This window comes from Mesomycoplasma ovipneumoniae (genome assembly GCF_038095995.1).
GTDB lineage: Bacteria > Bacillota_I > Bacilli_A > Mycoplasmatales > Metamycoplasmataceae > Mesomycoplasma > Mesomycoplasma ovipneumoniae_F.
On record NZ_CP146005.1, the window covers coordinates 132612 to 151694 of the forward strand.

The window sequence follows — 19083 nt, forward strand, 5'->3', positions numbered from 1 at the left end:
TTGAATCATTTTTCATTTAAGTATTACACGAATAATTATATATAATAGTTGCTTAGCTAAAATTTAATTTGTTAAAAAATATTCTTTAGTGACAAAATTTCGGCTTGAGACAGTTTACGTTTTTCACCTGGCTTTAAATTTCCAAGTTCAATAGTTGCAAAACTTAATCTTCGGAGCATAAGTACTTTTTTGGAAACAGATATAAAAATTTTTTTAACATGATGGTTTGAGCCTTGCCAAATCTTGACAATATATGTCCGTGAGGCAACTTTTTGAACTTTTTGAACAGATTTTACATTATCTAAATAAATTTCATTGTTATTCAAAAAATTAATTTCCTCATCATTTAAATTAAAATCACTTTTGACTAAATATGTTCTCTGAATTTTTGAACTAGGATGAAGTAATTTATTGCTAGTTTCGCCATCATTTGTTACCAAAATTAGACCGGTTGTTTCAAAATCTAGCCTGCCTACTGGAAACAAATAGGAATTTTTATCAAAAAATTCCATTATTGTTGGCCTATTTTGTGGATCAGTTCGACTTGTAATATAATTTTTTGGTTTATTTAGCACATATCAGATGATTTTTGTTTTTTTATTTATTTTTTGACCGTCAAACTCAACAACATCAAGGTCAGAAATTTTTTGGCCTATTTGTGCAAATTTGCCATTAATTTTTATTCTTTTTTCATTGATTAATATTTCGGCTTTTCTTCTGGAGGCAATTCCCATTTGCGATAAAAACTTATGAATTCTAACTGTTTTCATGATTTTCAATTTGTTTTTGCAACAAAAACAAAGGTAGTTTAATACAAATTACTCGGTTTGGGTGACTTTTAACCATAAAAAGCACATTTAAATCTTCTAAAATTGGGATAATTTTTTGAGATTTAATCATTTCTTCATAATTTTCAAGCAAAATTTGCGCTTCTTTTATGGTTTTATTGATTAAAATTTTTTCAAATAAATAACAACTTGCGAGCAAAAGTGTACAACCAGAAGCGCAAAATTGTATTTTTTTAATTTTTTGTCCAATAATTTCTAAGTCTAACTGAGCCCAATCGTCACAGTTATTATTCATTTCAGAGCTTGTTGACTTACAAATTCGTTTTTTTTCTTTGAATTTTTCATTAGCATCGACAATAATATTACGTCGAATAATAAAATCATTATACAAAATCTAAAAACCTCTTTTCTTCTAAGTTGGTAATTAAGTCGTCAATATCAGCAAAATCATTGTAAAAACCAAGCGAAACTCTGATGAAACTATCATTTTTTAGCACTTTTTTTAGTAACGGTACACAAAAATTCCCGCTTCGAACATAAATATCGTTATTTCCTAGGTATGAAGCAACATCTTGAGCGCTAAAACCTTTAATATTGAAAATTATAATATGGTCGCCTTTTTTAGAAAAAATTTCAATATCATCAATTTTTTCTAATTTTTCGTATAAATAATCTGCCAAAACTCTAATTTTTTTATAAATAGTTTCAATTCCAATTTCATTTATAAAATCAATAGCAGCATTTAAACCCCAAATTGCAGCAAAATTTAGTGTCCCGGCTTCAAATTTGCGATAATCATTATAAAAAAGCAAATTTTTGTTGTCAAATTTTCTAATTATACCCCCTCCAAATTTTACAGGTTCTAGCGACCCCATCAAATATTTTTTTATTGCAAGCACGCCTAATCCAGTTGGCCCGTAAAATTTATTAGAACTAAAAGCCAATGCGTGGCAAAAATTCATGCTAACTTTTTGAAAGTTTATTGATTGTGTTGCATCATTTATTACAAAAGCGCCGTTTTTTATAGCTTTTTCTCAAATTTTAGCTAAATCTAGATCTACTAAAATCGAATTATTTGCCTGAGTTAAAGCAATAACAGCTGTTTTTGTTGAAATTTTGTCAATTATTTTTGTGCTATAAACAATTTTTGCGCCCACCTTTTGAGCAATTTTGACTCAAACAAGTAGATTTGAAGAATGATTTAAGGGTGACAATAAAATTTCATCTCCCCTTCTTATGAATTTTTTAATCATGTTGGCAAAAAGGTTTATCGATTCTGTTGTTCCGGAAGTAAAAATAATTTCTTCAGCAAAACCATCAATTAATTTTGCAATTTTTTCGCGAGTTTGGTTTAAAATCTGTAAATTTTCAAAGGCGATTTTTGAATTTGATGAATGAGTATTAACAGCACAATTTGTGTAAAAATGGTTAATTTTTTCAACTACAGATATCGGTTTTTGCGTCATTGCTGCTGAATCTAAATAAGTTACTTTATTTAAAAAAGGAAAAAACTCTTTAAAATTAGTCATTTTTCTTGATAAAATGCAAAAAATACTCGATATTTTTTGATTTTAGTCCTTTAATTGGCGATTTAGTCGAATTAACAAAATCAAAGTCATTTTTAGCAAATTCAACCAGTCTGTTAATTAAAAACTCATGAAATTCAGGCAAAACATAACCGCCTTTTTGGACATATTTTGAGCTAGCCTCAAATTGAGGTTTAAATAAAGCAATAAAACTTTGCCCCTTTTTTAACAGATTTTTTACAACACTAACAACAATTTTAAGACTAATAAAGGAAACATCGCAAACAATTATGTCGATTTTTTCATCAAAAAAATCGCTTGTAACATATTTAATGTTGGTTTTTTCTTTTACTGAAACTCTAGGGTCAATTCTTAAAGAATAATCTAATTGATTCAAACCTGAATCAAGAGCAAAAACTTTTTTTGCCCCTTTTTCAAGGCAAATTTGTGTAAAACCACCTTTAGAAGACCCAATATCTAGAACAATTTTGTTATTAAAATCAAGTCCGAATTTTTCGTAAGCTCAAAGTAATTTTATGGCGCCGCGGGAGACATATTTTTCCTTTATTTCAACTGTCACTTGGTCTAAATCTTTAATTTTATATGCTGGCAGAAGACATATTTTATTATTAACTTTTACATGACCAGTTTTAATTAATGATTCGGCTTTTTCAAAACCCATGCTTAGAATTTTACTAAGTAGGTTCATTTATTTTCATCTCCTTAAAATTTCAATGAGTTTGATATTAAAATTTGGATCAGTTTTTATTCATTCAAGCGATAAATTGTTAAAAGCGTCTCTTCGACGGTCTTCAAAGTCGAATAATTTTTGTCTGAATTTAAATCTTTGTAGGTAAATTTGCCAACTATAAAACAAAAAAATTGCTAAATTTTTATGAATTCTTAGGTTTGAAAATAAATTTAAGTTTAAAAACTGCTTCATGCATGAAATTCAATTTTCAACTTTGTAAATATTATTAACTAATTTTAAATCAAGTTGAGCACATTGTTGATTTGAAACACTAATTTCTAAAATTTTTGAAAGGTTATAAAATAAAAATTTAAATTTTTTTCCAAGTATTTTTTTATATTTTCAAAATTTGATCTCAATTTTGATATGACTTTTTATTTCATGTTTATTTTTGAGGTCTAAGAAGATTCTTGTTTTCATAATAATTGTATACTTTTTGCAAAACAGCATTTACAAAACTAAACTCATCGCCACCTTCAATGCTAAAAATTTTAGTGATTTCAATAGCCTCATTAAAAATAATTCGGCGAGGTTGGAAAAATAATTCAGCAGCTCCCAAAAGCAAAATTGATCGAATTAATGGCAACATTCTGTCTCAACTTCAATTAGATTTTAACTGTAAAGTAATAACTTTTTTCAAAAAAACATAGTTTTTCTTGACAAAAGTAAGTATTTTCAACTGATCAAAAGTCACTTCAAAATACTTATTTTTTATTTCATCAATGTCAATATTTTGATCAAAAAGTTGTGAGCCATAAATAATTGAAATATTAGCCATTCTTTTAATTCGTTGTTTGGATAGACTTTGAAACTCAAGACACTGATCTTCTTCGAGTGCTTCAGAGTTTTTAGTATGCTTATTTGGATAATTTATTGACTCACTGTTTGAGCAAAAAGCTCGGTTTTCATAGGTTATTTTCATTAAATTACTGTTATGTTGACAACTTGGACCGCTCAAGATGTCTGAGTGTGTTAGGCCGTCTTCAGTGTCATTTTGACTTAAATTACCAGGTAAATTTTTAGAACTATTACAATCGACCGAACTTACAAAAAGAGAGCGTTGCTTTTGTAAAACATGTGCAAATTCCTTTGCTTCTAGATCAAAATAAGGAAGAGTATTTTTTTTCTTATTCCTATATTTTTGGCTTTTTGCCGAATTTTTTTTGTTTAAATGATTCATTTTATTCCACTTTTTTGCTTTTGCTGACTAGATAATTGAGTTTAAATCTTACTAATTATAAAAAATAATAAATTATACTTTAAATTTAATAAAATTTTATCATTTTTCAATATATTAAAAAGAACTTATAACAATTATTTAGCCCTTTTATTGGAAAAATTCTGAAATTAAAATATTTAAAGCTACTAAATTCAAGGAATAATTATTCTAAAGAATCGAAAATATCTTCACCTATTTCTGCTAGCTCAACTTGAAAATTTCTGGCAATTATGTTTCCAATAGTTGCAAGTGAATCAACAGGATTTTTTAACTTTTTGAACTTTGATGTGAATTTTTTTGAAAAAATTGTTAGCGGCAGAGCCTCGCGTGTGTGATTTGTGCCAGGATAACAAGGGTCATTTCCGTGATCAGAAGAGACAATTAATAAGTCATCATCTTTTAGTGTATTTACTAATTTTGCTAGTTTAATGTCAAAATTATTTAAATTTTGACAATATCCCATAATATCGCGACGGTGGCCATAACTTGAGTCAAATTCGACCAAGTTCACAAAAATAAATTGATTTTTTGTGGATTTGGAGGCAATATCAATTGCGATATCCATATTATTTTCATCACTGTCAGGTCCAAAAATTTTATCAAGCCCCTGTTTTGAAAAAATATCGCCAATTTTACCGACTCCGATAGTTTTAATTCCTTTTTGCTGTAATCTATCAAGAATTGATTTTGGCGGTGTATTTGCATAGTCATGTCTGTTAAAAGTGCGTGTAAATTTCCCGTTTTGACCAATATAAGGGCGAGCAATAACGCGAGCAACGTTTCATTCTGGCCTTGAAGAACAAATTTTTCTTGCAGCTTTTGCATAGCGATATAGATTTTCAAGTCCTAATGTTTCTTCATGACCACAAATTTGTAGAGTTGAATCAGGCGAGGTATAGACAATTATTTTGCCCTCATCGATAGATTTTTGTCCTAATTCTGACAAAATTACAGTCCCACTAATTGATTTATTGCCAATAATTTCTCGATTATCAAAGGCTTTTTCGAGCTCTCTTATTAGTTCATTAGGAAAACCCTGATCAAAATTTGGGTTAGGATTAACAGTTTCAATTCCCATCATTTCTCAGTGACCCGCGAGGGTGTCTTTTGCATTTGATTTTACGATAATTTTTGAAACATAAGCAAGTGGTTCTTTATTTATTTTGCCACTATTTTCAATTTTAGCCACATTAGAAATTCCCATTTTTTTTCAGAAAGGAATTCTTAATTCACCAGTTTTTGAAACACAATATAAAGTATTTGCACCTGAATCGCCAAAAACGTCTTGAAAACCATCATCCCCAATTCCAAGCGAATCAGTTACTATTAAGAAAATTCGATTAAATTTGTATTGATCCATAATTTTTTGTTAGTTTTTCCTAAATTTTTCTATTTTTTAATATTTTAATTAATTTTACAACAATTAGGGCAGAAGATGAAAGTATTTTTGCAAAAGGATTTAAAAGATTGTGGATTGGCGGTTCTTCAATCAATTTATCATTTCTTTTATGATAAAAAAATATCAATAAACTCTTTAAAAACAAAAGCTTTTTATTCAAATGATGGGATAAACATTGCTAATTTAGAGCGATTAGCAAAGGAATTTGGAATTATTCTTGAATCTTACGGGGGTCCTTATGAAAATTTAAAAACCTTAGAGATCGTAAAACCAACAATTATTCTAATTAAAACTGGTGATTTAAATCATTATGTTTTATTGACAAAAGTAAAAAAATCAAAATTTGAAATTATCGATCCCTTAAAAGGAAAAGTAAAAATTAAAGCTGAAACAATGGCAAAAATTTTTCAGAATGTTGTAATTTTTGCCCAAAAAGATCCTGAATATAAAAGATCAAAAATAAAAGATAAATCATGGAATAATTGGTGGTTTTTCCTTGAGTCAAAAAGTAATTGGTATCTTATTTTTTTATTTTTTATAACTGCAGTTAGTAATTTTTTATCTTCATTATTCATGAAAACAATAATTGACAAGGTTTTGCCTCAACAAGACATTGGCCTTGTCATAAAAGCGAGTCTTTTCTTTGCTTGAATTGTAATTTGGCGAATTTTACAGGACATTATTAAAAAAATATATATTCATAAAATTGAACTGAAAATCGAAAAAGATATTTTTGACCGGTTTTTTAATGCTCTAAAAACAGGTAAAAATTTTCAACTTTTAAAATTAGATAATCATGATTATATAAGAAGAATTAATTTAATTCCAAGTTTTGCAGCTTTTTCGGCCAGTTTTTATTACCATATTTTTAACGAAGTTATTACTTTTTTAATTTCATTTTTTATATTGTTGTGGATAGACATTAAAATTTTGGGCTTAATTATTGGAATAGGCATAATTTACCTTTTTATTAGCATAATTGTGCGAAAAAGTATTTCAAAAAATCACCAATTTTTAATGGAAGATCAACTAAATAGCTTGACAAGTACAAATGACATGATTTTTTCGCTTGAAAATTTAAAGCGTGATGATGTTTATAAAAATTTAAAACATCAATTTGATGAAAAATATTACCGTTATAAAAAAACAGAATTTAATATTTGGAAAAAAGAGAGTTATTTATCAAGTTTCAATAATTTTCTTTTTTCAATAGCACCAATTTTAATTGTAGTTATTTCCTCTTTTTGAATTTTTGACAAAAAATTATCAATCGGCGAATTACTGCTTTTTTTAAGTTTTTTTAGTTTTTTTATTAATCCGCTTTCTTCATTTGTTAATATAGTCACTAATTTGCCAATTTTTTTAAAGGAATTTGAGCTTTTAAATTTTGTGCTCAACATTGAAAAAGAGACAACCGGCAAATATCACCAAAAAATTTCAGATATAAAATTAAAAGATCTAAGCGTAAGTTATTATAAAAATAAGACGCTTTTTTACATTGAAAAAATGCAAATCAAAGAAAATTTGCACATAATTGGAAAAAATGGAAGCGGAAAGTCTACATTTTTGCGACTTTTAAATCAGGAAATTGTTTATAACGGCGATTTTTTAATTAATAATCTTGATTTAAAATATTATGACCAAAATGAGTTACGCAAAAGAATTTGTTACATAAAATCGCAAAATTATTTCCCTAACATCAGTGTTCTTTCTTTTATAACAAATGAAAATCCTGAAAAAATTCAGAATTTAATTAATAATTTTCAACGATTTGACATTCAACAAATGCTTTATGAATGACAAATTTCCCTTGATTCAAAATTTATTAACAATGGCTCAAATTTTTCAAATGGACAAAAGCAAATAATCGCAATTTTGCAACTTTTGACCAAAGATTTTGACTTAATTTTATTAGATGAGGCTTTTGAAAATATCGATGAAAAAAATTTCGAATTTTTAAAGAAAGTAATTTCAAATTACCAAAAAAATGCAATGTTTATCGAGATCTCTCATTCAAAAAGGTATGTAATTGAACAAGGAGAAACTTTTGACATCAAAGATATATCAAAACAATAAGATAACAATAATAATTAGTGTCTTTTTGCTAATTTTGATGTGCGCAAGTTTTTACTATTTTTTTCAAATAAAAACTTACAGGACCGTTAATTTTATTTTAGAAATCGATGAAAAACACAAAACATTTGCAACAGTAAATTCAGATATATATTATTTAATGGATAAAGATTCATTTGCCCAATTTCAATTTCAGGACCGAGTAGTTAGACTTGAAATTACAAAAATTGTTAATGTAAAACAGAATGAATTTGTTATTGAGTTCACAAAATCGCTATTATTAAAACCAAAAACTCAATTGCCAGCCGTTCTTTTTTTAAAAAATACAGGTAATTTTTTAGATCTTTTTACAAAATAGAATAAAATTAAATATAAATGGTGAAAATTCTAATTAATTTTGAGAATCAAAGTAAGGTTAAGTTTAAATTTTTAAAGTTGTTTAAAAAAATTTTTGAAATTTTTGTAAAAAATGAAAATTTACAAGGTGAAATTAATCTAGATTTAATGCTAATAAGTGAAGAAAAGGCACAAAAACTAGCCCTTAAATTCAAAAATAAAGACTATGTTCCTGATGTTCTATCATTTCCAAGTGGTTTGAAAATTCAAGAAAATAATTTGCAAATTCATTTTTTAGGCGAAATTTTTATGACACCATCAAAAATTCAAAAACAAGCAAAAGACTATAATCACACCGAAAAGCGCGAATTTTCATACCTTTTTGCTCATAGCCTTTATCATTTACTAGGTTTTGATCATGATAATGATGAAAATAATAAATTTATGCACGAAAAAGTGGAGAACATTTTAAAAAATTTGGAGATTTTTCGCTAATGGAACAAATATTTGAATCCCTAAAAAAACTAAGCAAAAATTCCTACTGTCCTTATTCCAATTTTCCAGTAGCCTCAATTTTGCTAACAAAACAAGGAGGCACTTTTGAAGGTATTAATGTTGAAAATGCCGTTTATCCTGCAGGAATTTGCGCTGAAAGAGTAGCGATATTTCAAGCAATTGCCCAAGGAGTTAACCCTGAAAATTTTAAAGAAATTCATATTTATAGCCCAAAATCTAGTAAATTTATTGTCCCTTGTGGTCAATGTTTACAAGTTTTTGTTGAATTTTTTTCTGAAAATGTTAGCATTTTTCTTTATAATTCAAAAGCAGAATTTATTGAGAAAAAATTAAATCAACTTCTCCCTTTGCAATTTAATAAGGATTTTTTATAAATATGGATACAAAAACATGTTTTGTTGCAGTTATTGGCCAACCTAATTCAGGTAAATCTTCACTAATAAACTCGATTGTTCAATTTCCAGTTTCAATTGTTAGTCTAAAAGCGCAAACTACCAGAGATGCAATTAATGCAATTTATAATAAAGATAATCTCCAAATAGTTTTTGTTGACACTCCCGGTTTTCACAATAAAATTAATAATTTAAGTAATTCCCTAAATTTCGCGATAAATTCGACACTTGAGGGAATAGATCTTGTTCTTTTTTTGCACCCAGTTAACGAGCCAATTGATGAAAATACACAGGCATTTGCTAAAAAAATTTCAAATATTAAAAATAAAATCGCAATAATTACTAAAACTGATATTGAAGATGGCGAGTTTACTTTTGAAAAACAGTCACAAAAAATGAAAGAATTTGACTTTGAATTTGACAATATTTTGCCTTTTTCAACTAATTTCGAGGATTTACGAACTAATTTATTAACCCAAATTGAAAAATACGCCTATCCCTCAAATCATTTTTTCAATAATTTAGATGTTACTGATCAAAGTTCACGTTTTTTTGCAAAGGAAATAATAAGAAAACAAATACTTTTGAATGTTGATGATGAAATTCCGCATCAAACTGCTGTTGTCATTGATAATTTTGATGAATCAGAAAAAAATTGTATCCGAATTGATGCAACAATTTATGTCGGTAGAAAGTCGCACTTACCAATAATTATTGGTAAAGCTGGGGCGGTTCTTGGACAAATTGGTACTAACGCTCGCAAAGAACTTGAAGAGATTTTTGGTAAAAAGGTTGTTCTAAAAAACAGAGTAGCTGTTGCTAAAAAATGATTTAACGACCCTAAAATGATTAAGAAATTTGGCTATTAAAAATTTAAGTTTGTATAAATTTTCCCTTAAATAATTAATTTGGCAACTATTGCTAAACAGCATTTTTTGTTGCTAAAATTACTAAAAAAAATTATTAAAATTTATTAAAAATAGATTTTAATTTTAATAAATTAAATATTTTACAATTTTGCTGTAAAATATTTAACTAAGCAAGCATTCTTTTTTAAAATTATTTAAAAAGCTTGCTGTTCATAATTTATTAATTTTAACTTCAAAAAAGGAGTAACATATGAAAAAATTTGATGTTGCAGTAATTGGTGGTGGTCCAGGCGGATACTCTTTGGCAGTTATTTTAGCTAATAACGGCAAAAATGTCGCACTTTTTGAATCAAATGTCTTAGGGGGAACTTGTGTAAATAGGGGTTGCATCCCAACTAAAACAATTTTAAAGTCTGCAAAAATAAGACAATTAATGTCCAATTCTGATAAATACGGTTTTGAATCTAGTCACACATTTAATTTAGAAAAAGTCTTTGAAAATGCACGCAATAACAGTAAAAAATTGCAACAAGCAATCAAAGGCGCCCTAGAAGGTGCTGGTGTTTCTGTTTTTAACCAAGAAGCAAAATTAGTTTCTAAAAACATAATTAAAGCTGAAAACAACGAAATTTATGCCGACAAAATAGTTCTTGCAACCGGAAGTAGACCAAGAAAAATACAAATCGAAGGCATCGAAAATGCAAATGTTTATACTTCTGATGATTTAATTTTAGATTATCACGATTTTGATGAATTAACAATAATTGGTGGTGGCGTTATCGCCCTTGAGTTTGCTAGTTTTTATGCCAACTTTGACAAAAAAATAACAATAATCGAATCAAATAATCAATTATTTGGTAATTTTGATGAATCAATAAGAGACGCTGTTAGTTCAATTATCCAAAGAGATAAAATAAATGTCATAACAAATGCAAAAGTTTTAAAATACGAAACTGATGGTCTGCTTATTCAACAAGGCGAAAATACTTCTAAACATAAAACCCGAAATATTTTACTTGCAGTTGGTAGAACTGTTAATAATGATTCATTTTCTGAGTTAAATCTAGAAAAATATGACAATGGCGTTTTAAAAGTAAACGAATTTTTCCAAACTTCTGAAGAAAATATTTATGCAATTGGTGATTTAAACGCAATTATGATGTTATCAACAAGTGCATATAAACATGGAGATGTTGTTGCAAAACATATTTTGCACCAAAAATCTGATGAAAAATTTGTAAAATCCAATATTCCGTTTGCAATTTACACAAATCCAGATATTTCATTTGTTGGAAAAAGTGAAAAAGAGCTAGAAAGTGCAAAAATTGAATTTGAATCAGCGCAAGTTTTTGCAAGAAATTTGCCAAGAGCCCACGCTAACTTAGATTTTGAAATTGGTTTTGTTAAAATTAATTACGAAAAACACACTTACAAAATTCTATCAGCAACTATTTTTCTTGAAGATTCAGCGACATTGATTAACCAAATAGCATTAGCAATAAGCAAAAATATGACAATTTTTGACCTTCAAACTTCAGCTTTTACCCACCCTACACTTGCTGAATCCGTTTATTATATTTCTAGAAATATCGCTTTTAGTAAAAAATCCTAATAATTACTGTTTTTTAGACTAAAATTTTAGTTAAAATTTTAGGAAATTAGTTTCTTTTTTTCCTTAAACTGGTTAATTCTAAAACCATTGTTTCTTATTGAAATTAATTGTACTTAAGTTTTCTTTAAATTAAAAAGATCCAGCAAACTAAAGTAAATTAGCATATTCCCGAGTTTCCCAGTTTGATGAAATCATCTTGAAAAGTGTCCTGTTTTTGGGCACTTTTTTAACTTTTTTGACAAAAGTTAATTACAATTTTAAAACACTGGCAAAAATCAATTTATGGACAGAATAACAAAAACCATAAAAAATGTAACTACTATTTAAACTCAATGTAAATAGAAAACTCATTTTTATTTACATTGAGCCTAAAAAAATATGTGAAGTTTTGAAAGAGCCATAATTAAAAGCCTTAAATTTATAGATTTCTAAACGGTTAAATTTAAGGCATTGCATCATATTTAAAAATATGACGGAAAATTCGCGTTTTCTGATTTTTTAGCCAAAGAACATAAGCAATTCCCCCTTAATTCAATACAAAATTTATTAATTTATTCTTAGTGAGGATTATTATAACATAATTTTTTCCTAGACCAAGCATTTTTTTACAAAAGGGTGATTTTAGAATAATAAAAATTAAAATTTTAGCATCAAAAAACGCGGATTTACCGGTATTTTTGCATTTTTATGTCACTAAAAAGTGAATTTTTGCCATCAAACTGTCAAACTCAGGATCCAGCAAATTAAACTAAATTAGCATATTAATTTGCGAAGATAAAGTTTTTTAATAAATAATAAAATATCCAGGCTAATTTTAAATTAATTTTTTTGTTGCAATTTTGATCAAAATTGCCTTAAATTTACAGAAAAAATATCAAGCTCACAAATTAAAAGTGAGTTTTTTTCTTCTAATTTACATTTTTTAGTTTTTTTATTTTTATTTTTTTTAGTATAATTTTTAACTTATTAAACTAAAATCGAAAGGAAACAGTATGAAATTCAAAAATGTTCAAAACTATCCCGTTAGAAAAAGATTAAAACTTATATCATTAGGTTTGTTACCATTAGCTACTGCAGTAACGTTTGTTGCGTGTGTTTCTCAAGACTCAGCAAAATTACAAACATTTAAATATTTAGCGATTGGTGATTCTGTTACCGCCGGATTTAATCAAGAAACTTATCGCGATTTTCAAGGTAAGCTTAACTCGCAAGGGGGGGGCGTAAGTGGCCTTTCGTATCCTTCCTTTTTTGCGCACTATTTGCAAAAGTTGAACAAAGATTCGCTAGTTTCATATGATAATTTGGCCTTTTCTGGTGCAACAGTAAAAAATTGACTTAATTTAATTAATCCTTCAAAATATACAACAGGAAAAGTCGCTGATAATCCTTTTGTCCCTAAAAATAACGATCAAAATACAAAATTCAATGATTTATCTACCGTTTTTGGCAATTTTAATAAATCAAGTTACCCTGAATTAACTCAGAAAATTAAAAACGCTAATCTTTTGACAATGACTCTTGGCGCTAATGATATTTTCTTAGTTGCAACTAAATTTGGCTCCCTTTTATCTCCCGAAACATCCGGAATCAAAGAGGAATTAGATAAAATTACAGTAGAATCAGCTCCAGCAACAACTCAAGAAACAACAACTCCTGCTGATGGCAAGAAAACTCCTAAGAAAAAAGAAGATTTAAAACCAAAAATAGCCAAATATATAAAAAACGAAATTTCAACTAAAATAACAGAATTTAAAGCAGATTTAGAAAAGCTTTTAAAAGAATTAAAAGAAATTAATCCTAATTTACATATAAATTTACTTGCATATAAATTGCCAAACTCACTTTTAGTACAAGTTTTAAGTAACCTTTTTGCTAATGATTTTGGTTTAGAAAAAGATTATTTCCAAAAAGTTACAACCGAAATTAACACTGCAATTCGCCAAACAGCCCAAAAAACTAGTGTAAATTACGTTGATCCATTTGATGCAGAAATTTGAAATGATTCTGATACAAAATTAGGAGCAACAAAATTTGATATTCACCCTCAAGTTAAGGGATATAAAAAAATAGCTGAACAATTATTGTTAAAATTAGCAACTGATCAAACTCAAGCTGGTGCTGTTGTTGATAATATTAAAAAATCTACGAAATTCACCGATAATGCTTCAGGAAATTTAACGTATAAACATGTTCTTGACCTCTCAAGTGTTGCAAAAACTAATGAAGAATTGTTGAAGAAAATAAATGACAATAAATCAGAAAATGATTTTATTGACGAAGAGTCTGAATTTGAAAAAACCCAAAATTCAGTAATCAAAGACGATAAAAGAGATTTAGCTGATTCAATGTTATCAGTTTTGAGCTCAAATATTTTTGGAAAATTAGATTTTAAAGACTTAGTTAAAAAATCAGGACACTGACTAGCAGGTTCTTTTGTCAAATTTATTCCTGAATCAGCATCAGAACAATCTCTTGCAGAAGTTTTAAAATTACTTGGAGATTTTGCTAAACCTTATCTAAATAAACCAGATACTGATATAGTTAAAGTTGCGCTTAATAAAGTATTAACTGATCTAGAAAAAAATACAAAAGACTCTAAAAACCACTCAAAAATCACATTTCCTTCAATAATTAAAAGCATTATTTCTACCTTTGTTTCAAATCTTGATATTGCGAAAGTTTTAGTGGATTTACCCAAGTTAACAGGTAAAGGATCAACTTCATCATCGTCAACTCCTTCAACTTCAAGCAACTCAACTTCAACTCCATCAACTTCTGCTTCAACAGGTTCAACCTCTAGTTCTTAATTAGACCCTAAAACACGTTATTAAAAATTAATACTTAAAAACATGGCATTTTTTAACGTCATGTTTTTTTATTTAAAAAAATAATTTATTTTTTTCCGAGTTTCCCAGTTTGATGAGATAATCTTAAAAAAGTCTCTGTTTTTGGGTGCTTTTTTAACTTTTTTTGGCAAAAGTTAATTCCTATTTTTTACTGATTTATTAAATATCAAAGTAAAAACCATAAAAAAATACAACTACTGTTTAAATTCAACGCAAATAGAAAACTCATTTTTATTTGCAGTGAGCCTAAAAAACATATGAAGTTTTGAAAGAACAATAACTAAAAGCCTTAAAATTTGTAGATTTCTAAACGGTCAAATTTAAGGCATTCCATCATATTTAAAAATATAATGGATAATTCGCATTTTCTGATTTTTTTATGACAAAAAACATAACTAATTCCCCCTTAATTCTAAAATCCAAATTTATTAATCATTCTTAAGTGAACTTTATTATAACACAATTTTATTTTAGACCAAACATTTTTTTTTTTTTTTTGCAACAGGTGAATTTCAAAACTATAAAACTTAAGATTTTAGTGTCAAAAACCCAGGATTTACCGGTGTTTTTGCATATTTATATTCACTAAAAAGTGAATTTTTGCCATTAAACTGGGTAGCTCAAAAAAAAAAAAAAATCATCTTCTTAAAAATGAAGATGATTTTTGCTAAACAAAAAAATAATTCATTTTTTAAATCCAATAACTAGACTTAATTGGGAATTTCTTTGTTAATTCCTGAATTTTTAGTTTAATTTCCTCAATTTCACTAGGATTTAAATTTTTCTTTCTCAAGACAAAATCAATAATTTCAGCAAGAATAGTAAATTCTTTTTCCTTAAAACCGCGAGAAGTCATTGCTGGTGTGCCAAAACGAATTCCTGAAGTTACAAAAGGACTTAGGCTATCATTAGGAATTGTATTTTTATTTGTAATAATATTTACTGATTCAAGCAAAATTTGTGCTTGTTTACCTGTTAGATCGTAAGTTTTTTTAACATCAACAATAAAAAGGTGATTTTGAGTTTTTCCTGAGACAATTCTTGCACCTTTTTTTGCAAATTCATTTGCAAAAAAAGCAGCATTTTTAACAATTTGCTGGCAATAATCTTTAAATCAAGGTTGTAGAGCTTCGTTAAATGCAACAGCTTTTGCCGCAATTGTATTAAAAAGTGGACCACCTTGAATTCCAGGAAAAACAATTTTGTCAATTTTATTTGCAATTTCTTCAATGTCTGTTAAAATCAAACCACCTCGAGGTCCGCGCAGAGTTTTTTGGGTTGTTGATGTTATTACGTGCGCAATTCCAACTGGCGAAGGATGGACTCCGGCAGCAATAAGGCCGGCAATATGGGCAATGTCAGCCAGCAAATAGGCGCCGACCTTGTCGGCAATTTGTCGAAAACGCCCAAAGTCAATCAAACCTGAATAAGCCGAATAGCCACAAATTATTAAATTTGGTCTGGTCTCAACAGCTATTTTTTCAATCTCATCATAATCAAGAGTTTCATTTTTGTCAAGAAAATAGCTAATTCCGGTGTAAAAAATTCCGGAAAAATTGACTTTATATCCGTGAGTTAAATGACCCCCTGAGCTTAAATCAAGGCCAAGAATTTTGTCTCCAGGTTTTAAAAGTGCGGCAAAAACGGCGGAATTTGCACTTGAGCCTGAATAGGGTTGGACATTTGCAAATTTTGTTCCAAAAAGTTGCTTTGCACGTTCAATTGCAATTAATTCAATTTTGTCAATAAACTCACAACCACCATAATAGCGTTTTCCAGGATAACCTTCGCCATATTTATTGCTCAAACTTGTTCCATTTGCGCTTAGAACATCTTGCGAAGCATAATTTTCGCTAGCAATTAGTTCAATTTGGTCGTTTTGTCTTTGACTTTCTAAATTAATTAGCTCAGAAATTTGTTGATCTTTAATATTAATTTTCTTGTACATTTTTCAAAAACATAGAAATTATACTATAAAAATAAGGAATTCTCTAAAAACAGCCAACATTTTGCAAAAAATTTTTTTTGCATTTGCTAAGCAAAACATGGTATAATTTTAAATTTACTAGAAGGGGAAGTCATGAAAATACGTAGTTTTTTTGCTAGGTTGTTTTCGCTTAATAGTTGAAAGCGTTTTTTTCTTGCTTTTTTAACATTTTCTTTTCTTGGAAGTGGTGTTTTTCTCGTTTCAAATTACTATATTTCACAGAACATCAATCGCTCAATTGAATATGGCGGTGGTGCTGAGGTTTTAGTTCAAGTTAAAACTTTGGACGGAAAAATTCCATCTTCAAAAGTTGTTCAGGAGGCAGATTCAGCTATTTTTCAGCGGCTAACCGGTGGGGCTAATTTGAATGGTACCAACGTTTTTACCGAAGGTGAAGGACGAATAAGAATTTCACGTAATAAAATCTCAAATAACCGTGAATTAGAGCAATTTATTGAAGAAATAGTCAATAAACCAACACTTACAATTACAGATGTTAACACAAATCCCCTCTTTTTTGATGGTAAATTCGAAACAAACCTTAGTCTTGAAAACGGTGATGAGTCAAATTGGCTAGTTCCATTTGCTCCAGGTTCTGCCCTTTCACAGCCAAATCCTCAGAATCCATCAAGTAATCAAGTATTAATCGAATTAAAAGACAACAATGCTCAATTAGAGTGAACTAAAGCCACTGAACATATTTCAAAATTGCCCCGTGGTCAAAACAGAATTTTAATTTGATCTAACATTTCTGAACTTAAAAAAATTGCCCAAGAAAAATTCCCTCTTCAGTGGGAAAAAGCTAATAAAAATATATATAATTTTTTGCACGTTGGTGAAAAAACTACCCCTGATTTTTTGCCAGACCGAAAAATTTTACAACCTTCACTTAAAAAATTCCAAATTGATGCAAAAAGGTATCTAATTTCTGATGCAACAGTTAGTCAGGCTTTAAATGGAAAATCCTTTGTAATTACAGGTAATTTTTCTCCTCAAGAGGCAAAACAATTAGCGCTTGATATTAATTATGGGACTGCTGATTATAAATTAGATTTTTTGTCAGCTTCGTTTGTTAGCAAAACCAAGTCTGAGTCAGCCTTTATTGCTGGATGAATCGCAATTGGTCTAGCAATTGCGATAATTTCGCTATTTTTGATCGTAAATTACGGACTTTTAGGAATTGTTGCAACAATTTCACTTTCACTTTATGTCTTTTTGACATTACTTTTTTTCACTATTGTTCGAGGCGAATATTCTCCAATAACTATTTCAGCGCTTGTTGTCGGAATTGGGATGAATATTGATGCAAATGTCATTAGTTTTGAACTATTTAAATCGAGAATTTATGCTGGTAATTCGGCAATAAAAGCAAACTCCCAGGCTAATCGAACCTCTTTTAATGCAATTATTGACTCAAATGTTACAACATTGATAGCCGCGCTTGTTTTGTTCTTTTTTGGGACTAAAAATGTAAAAAGTTTCTCAATTACTCTTATTTTTTCAATTGTCTTTACGCTAATAGTGACAATTGGATTTACAAAATTTTTCACAAGCTTTATCCTTAAAGCTGATTTTTTCCAAAAAAGTAACAGATTTTGACTTTTAGGTATAAAAAATTATTACTTGAAAAAATATGAACGGGGTTATCAGTCAGTTTATTCACGAATTAATTATGAAAAAATTTATAAATATTCTAGATGAACTCCGCTTGTTTTGTTTGTAGGTTCCTTAGTGGTTTTTGCAACTTTTGCCGGAATTTATAAGTCTTTTGGTTCAGGATTTAATTTAGCTATTGACTTTAGTGGTGGTACAAACTTGCTAATTGAAACCTCAAATTCAAGTTTTGACTTGATAAACCAAGAAAAAGCTAATAAAATAATTGATTTTTTAAATTCGCACAATATTAATAGCACAAATTCACTAATAACCCTAAATCCTTTAAATGAATCATCTTCTATTTTCAATATTGAAGTCAAAACCCAACTAGACTTAGCTTCCAGACTTTCGACTCTTAATTCAGAAATTCAAAGCAATTTTTCAAATATTCGCATGACGAATTATTCAATTTCAAATGAAGAAGCACAAAAATTAATTTTTAATGCAATACTTTCAGTTGGCTTAGCGCTTGTTTTTGTAAGTATTTTTACACTGATTAGATTTAAATGAACTTTTTCATTTGCAATTATTCTTTCTCAATTCTTTAATGTTTTAATGGTCTTTTCTGCGATTATTATTACTCGAATTCAAATATCTCAAAATTTGGTTGTTGCAATTTTAACTCTAATTGGTTATACTGTAAATGATACAATTGTTGTCTTTGACCGTATTAAGACAAAATTTAGTGAAACAAATCACGTTGATGTTTACAAAAGTGAAAAAATTAACCAAATTTCATTAGAGGCAATTAAAGATACAGCTAAAAGATCTATTTTTACATCTCTAACAACAATTTTTACAATCATAGTTTTAATGATTTTTTATGAGTCAATTGATGTAGTCTTCAGCTTAACAATGCTTATAGGTGTTATAATCGGAACATATTCTTCATTATTTGTCGCAACCAGAATATGAAATAAATTAGAAGCATATCGAAACTATAAAAAACAAAAAAGAATTAACGCTAAATACTGAAATATCCAAAAAGTTCACGAACAAACATTTGCAAGTATTAATGACTATGAGAAATAAGTAACCAAAAATTCAAATAATTACTAAAAAATATCTATTTTAATTTTTGGTTTTATTTTGTTAAAATTTTTTGTGGTTCAA

16 protein-coding genes are annotated in these 19083 nt (G+C 28.3%); 8 read left to right on the forward strand and 8 right to left on the reverse strand.

All coding sequences use genetic code 4. The features are described from left to right. Positions 1-71: 71 nt before the first annotated feature. From V3249_RS00650 to V3249_RS00680, 7 genes are all read right to left on the reverse strand, one after another. Complete coding sequence (locus V3249_RS00650; RefSeq protein WP_337896836.1) at positions 72-770, reverse strand: pseudouridine synthase; 699 nt, start codon at positions 768-770, stop codon at positions 72-74. Beyond that, positions 757-1179: an iron-sulfur cluster assembly scaffold protein gene (locus tag V3249_RS00655; RefSeq protein WP_337896837.1), complete on the reverse strand. Its 423-nt coding sequence runs from the start codon at positions 1177-1179 to the stop codon at positions 757-759. Before V3249_RS00655 ends, V3249_RS00650 begins: the two co-directional genes overlap by 14 nt. Continuing rightward, positions 1172-2317 carry an aminotransferase class V-fold PLP-dependent enzyme gene (locus tag V3249_RS00660; protein ID WP_337896838.1) on the reverse strand — a complete coding sequence of 382 codons (1146 nt, stop codon included), beginning with the start codon at positions 2315-2317 and terminating at the stop codon, positions 1172-1174. The genes V3249_RS00655 and V3249_RS00660 overlap by 8 nt, the downstream gene beginning before the upstream one ends. Next, the gene (locus V3249_RS00665) at positions 2310-3023 is read right to left on the reverse strand and encodes a TlyA family RNA methyltransferase (RefSeq protein ID WP_337896839.1); all 714 of its coding nucleotides are present in this window, start codon (positions 3021-3023) and stop codon (positions 2310-2312) included. Before V3249_RS00665 ends, V3249_RS00660 begins: the two co-directional genes overlap by 8 nt. After that, on the reverse strand, positions 3024-3485 hold the full coding sequence (locus tag V3249_RS00670; RefSeq protein ID WP_337896840.1) for a hypothetical protein: 462 nt from the start codon (positions 3483-3485) through the stop codon (positions 3024-3026). Beyond that, entirely contained in the window at positions 3451-4245 is a 795-nt protein-coding gene (locus V3249_RS00675) for a transcription antitermination protein NusB (protein WP_337896841.1), read from the reverse strand. The genes V3249_RS00670 and V3249_RS00675 overlap by 35 nt, the downstream gene beginning before the upstream one ends. 202 nt (positions 4246-4447) lie before the next feature. Continuing rightward, positions 4448-5644: a phosphopentomutase gene (locus V3249_RS00680; protein WP_337896842.1), complete on the reverse strand. Its 1197-nt coding sequence runs from the start codon at positions 5642-5644 to the stop codon at positions 4448-4450. A 75-nt stretch (positions 5645-5719) separates the two neighbouring features. Here V3249_RS00680 and V3249_RS00685 point away from each other — a divergent pair, with 75 nt between their 5' ends. From V3249_RS00685 to V3249_RS00715, 7 genes are all read left to right on the forward strand, one after another. After that, on the forward strand, positions 5720-7759 hold the full coding sequence (locus V3249_RS00685; RefSeq protein WP_337896843.1) for an Mbov_0121 family peptidase domain-containing ABC transporter: 2040 nt from the start codon (positions 5720-5722) through the stop codon (positions 7757-7759). Beyond that, positions 7731-8114: an MAG1140 family protein gene (locus tag V3249_RS00690; RefSeq protein ID WP_337896844.1), complete on the forward strand. Its 384-nt coding sequence runs from the start codon at positions 7731-7733 to the stop codon at positions 8112-8114. The genes V3249_RS00685 and V3249_RS00690 overlap by 29 nt, the downstream gene beginning before the upstream one ends. A 20-nt stretch (positions 8115-8134) precedes the next feature. Further along, the gene (gene ybeY, locus V3249_RS00695; RefSeq protein WP_334308715.1) at positions 8135-8587 is read left to right on the forward strand and encodes an rRNA maturation RNase YbeY; all 453 of its coding nucleotides are present in this window, start codon (positions 8135-8137) and stop codon (positions 8585-8587) included. Further along, positions 8587-8982 carry a cytidine deaminase gene (cdd, locus tag V3249_RS00700; protein ID WP_337896845.1) on the forward strand — a complete coding sequence of 132 codons (396 nt, stop codon included), beginning with the start codon at positions 8587-8589 and terminating at the stop codon, positions 8980-8982. The genes ybeY and cdd overlap by 1 nt, the downstream gene beginning before the upstream one ends. 2 nt (positions 8983-8984) lie before the next feature. Next, positions 8985-9869 carry a GTPase Era gene (gene era, locus V3249_RS00705; protein ID WP_337896846.1) on the forward strand — a complete coding sequence of 295 codons (885 nt, stop codon included), beginning with the start codon at positions 8985-8987 and terminating at the stop codon, positions 9867-9869. Between the two features lie 250 nt (positions 9870-10119). Beyond that, positions 10120-11481, forward strand: coding sequence for a dihydrolipoyl dehydrogenase (locus V3249_RS00710; RefSeq protein ID WP_337896847.1), 1362 nt, complete (start codon positions 10120-10122; stop codon positions 11479-11481). A gap of 992 nt (positions 11482-12473) precedes the next feature. After that, positions 12474-14288, forward strand: a complete 1815-nt coding sequence (locus tag V3249_RS00715; protein ID WP_341517575.1) for a GDSL-type esterase/lipase family protein — start codon at positions 12474-12476, stop codon at positions 14286-14288. Positions 14289-15018: 730 nt separating this feature from the next. On the opposite strand, the gene glyA is transcribed toward V3249_RS00715, so the two are convergent. Next, positions 15019-16275 (reverse strand): serine hydroxymethyltransferase, encoded by a 1257-nt coding sequence (gene glyA / locus V3249_RS00720; protein ID WP_341517576.1) that lies wholly within the window; start codon positions 16273-16275, stop codon positions 15019-15021. A 132-nt stretch (positions 16276-16407) separates the two neighbouring features. Between glyA and secDF the strand changes: the two genes are divergently transcribed. Further along, positions 16408-19002: a protein translocase subunit SecDF gene (gene secDF / locus V3249_RS00725; RefSeq protein ID WP_337897058.1), complete on the forward strand. Its 2595-nt coding sequence runs from the start codon at positions 16408-16410 to the stop codon at positions 19000-19002. Positions 19003-19083 lie beyond the last annotated feature (81 nt).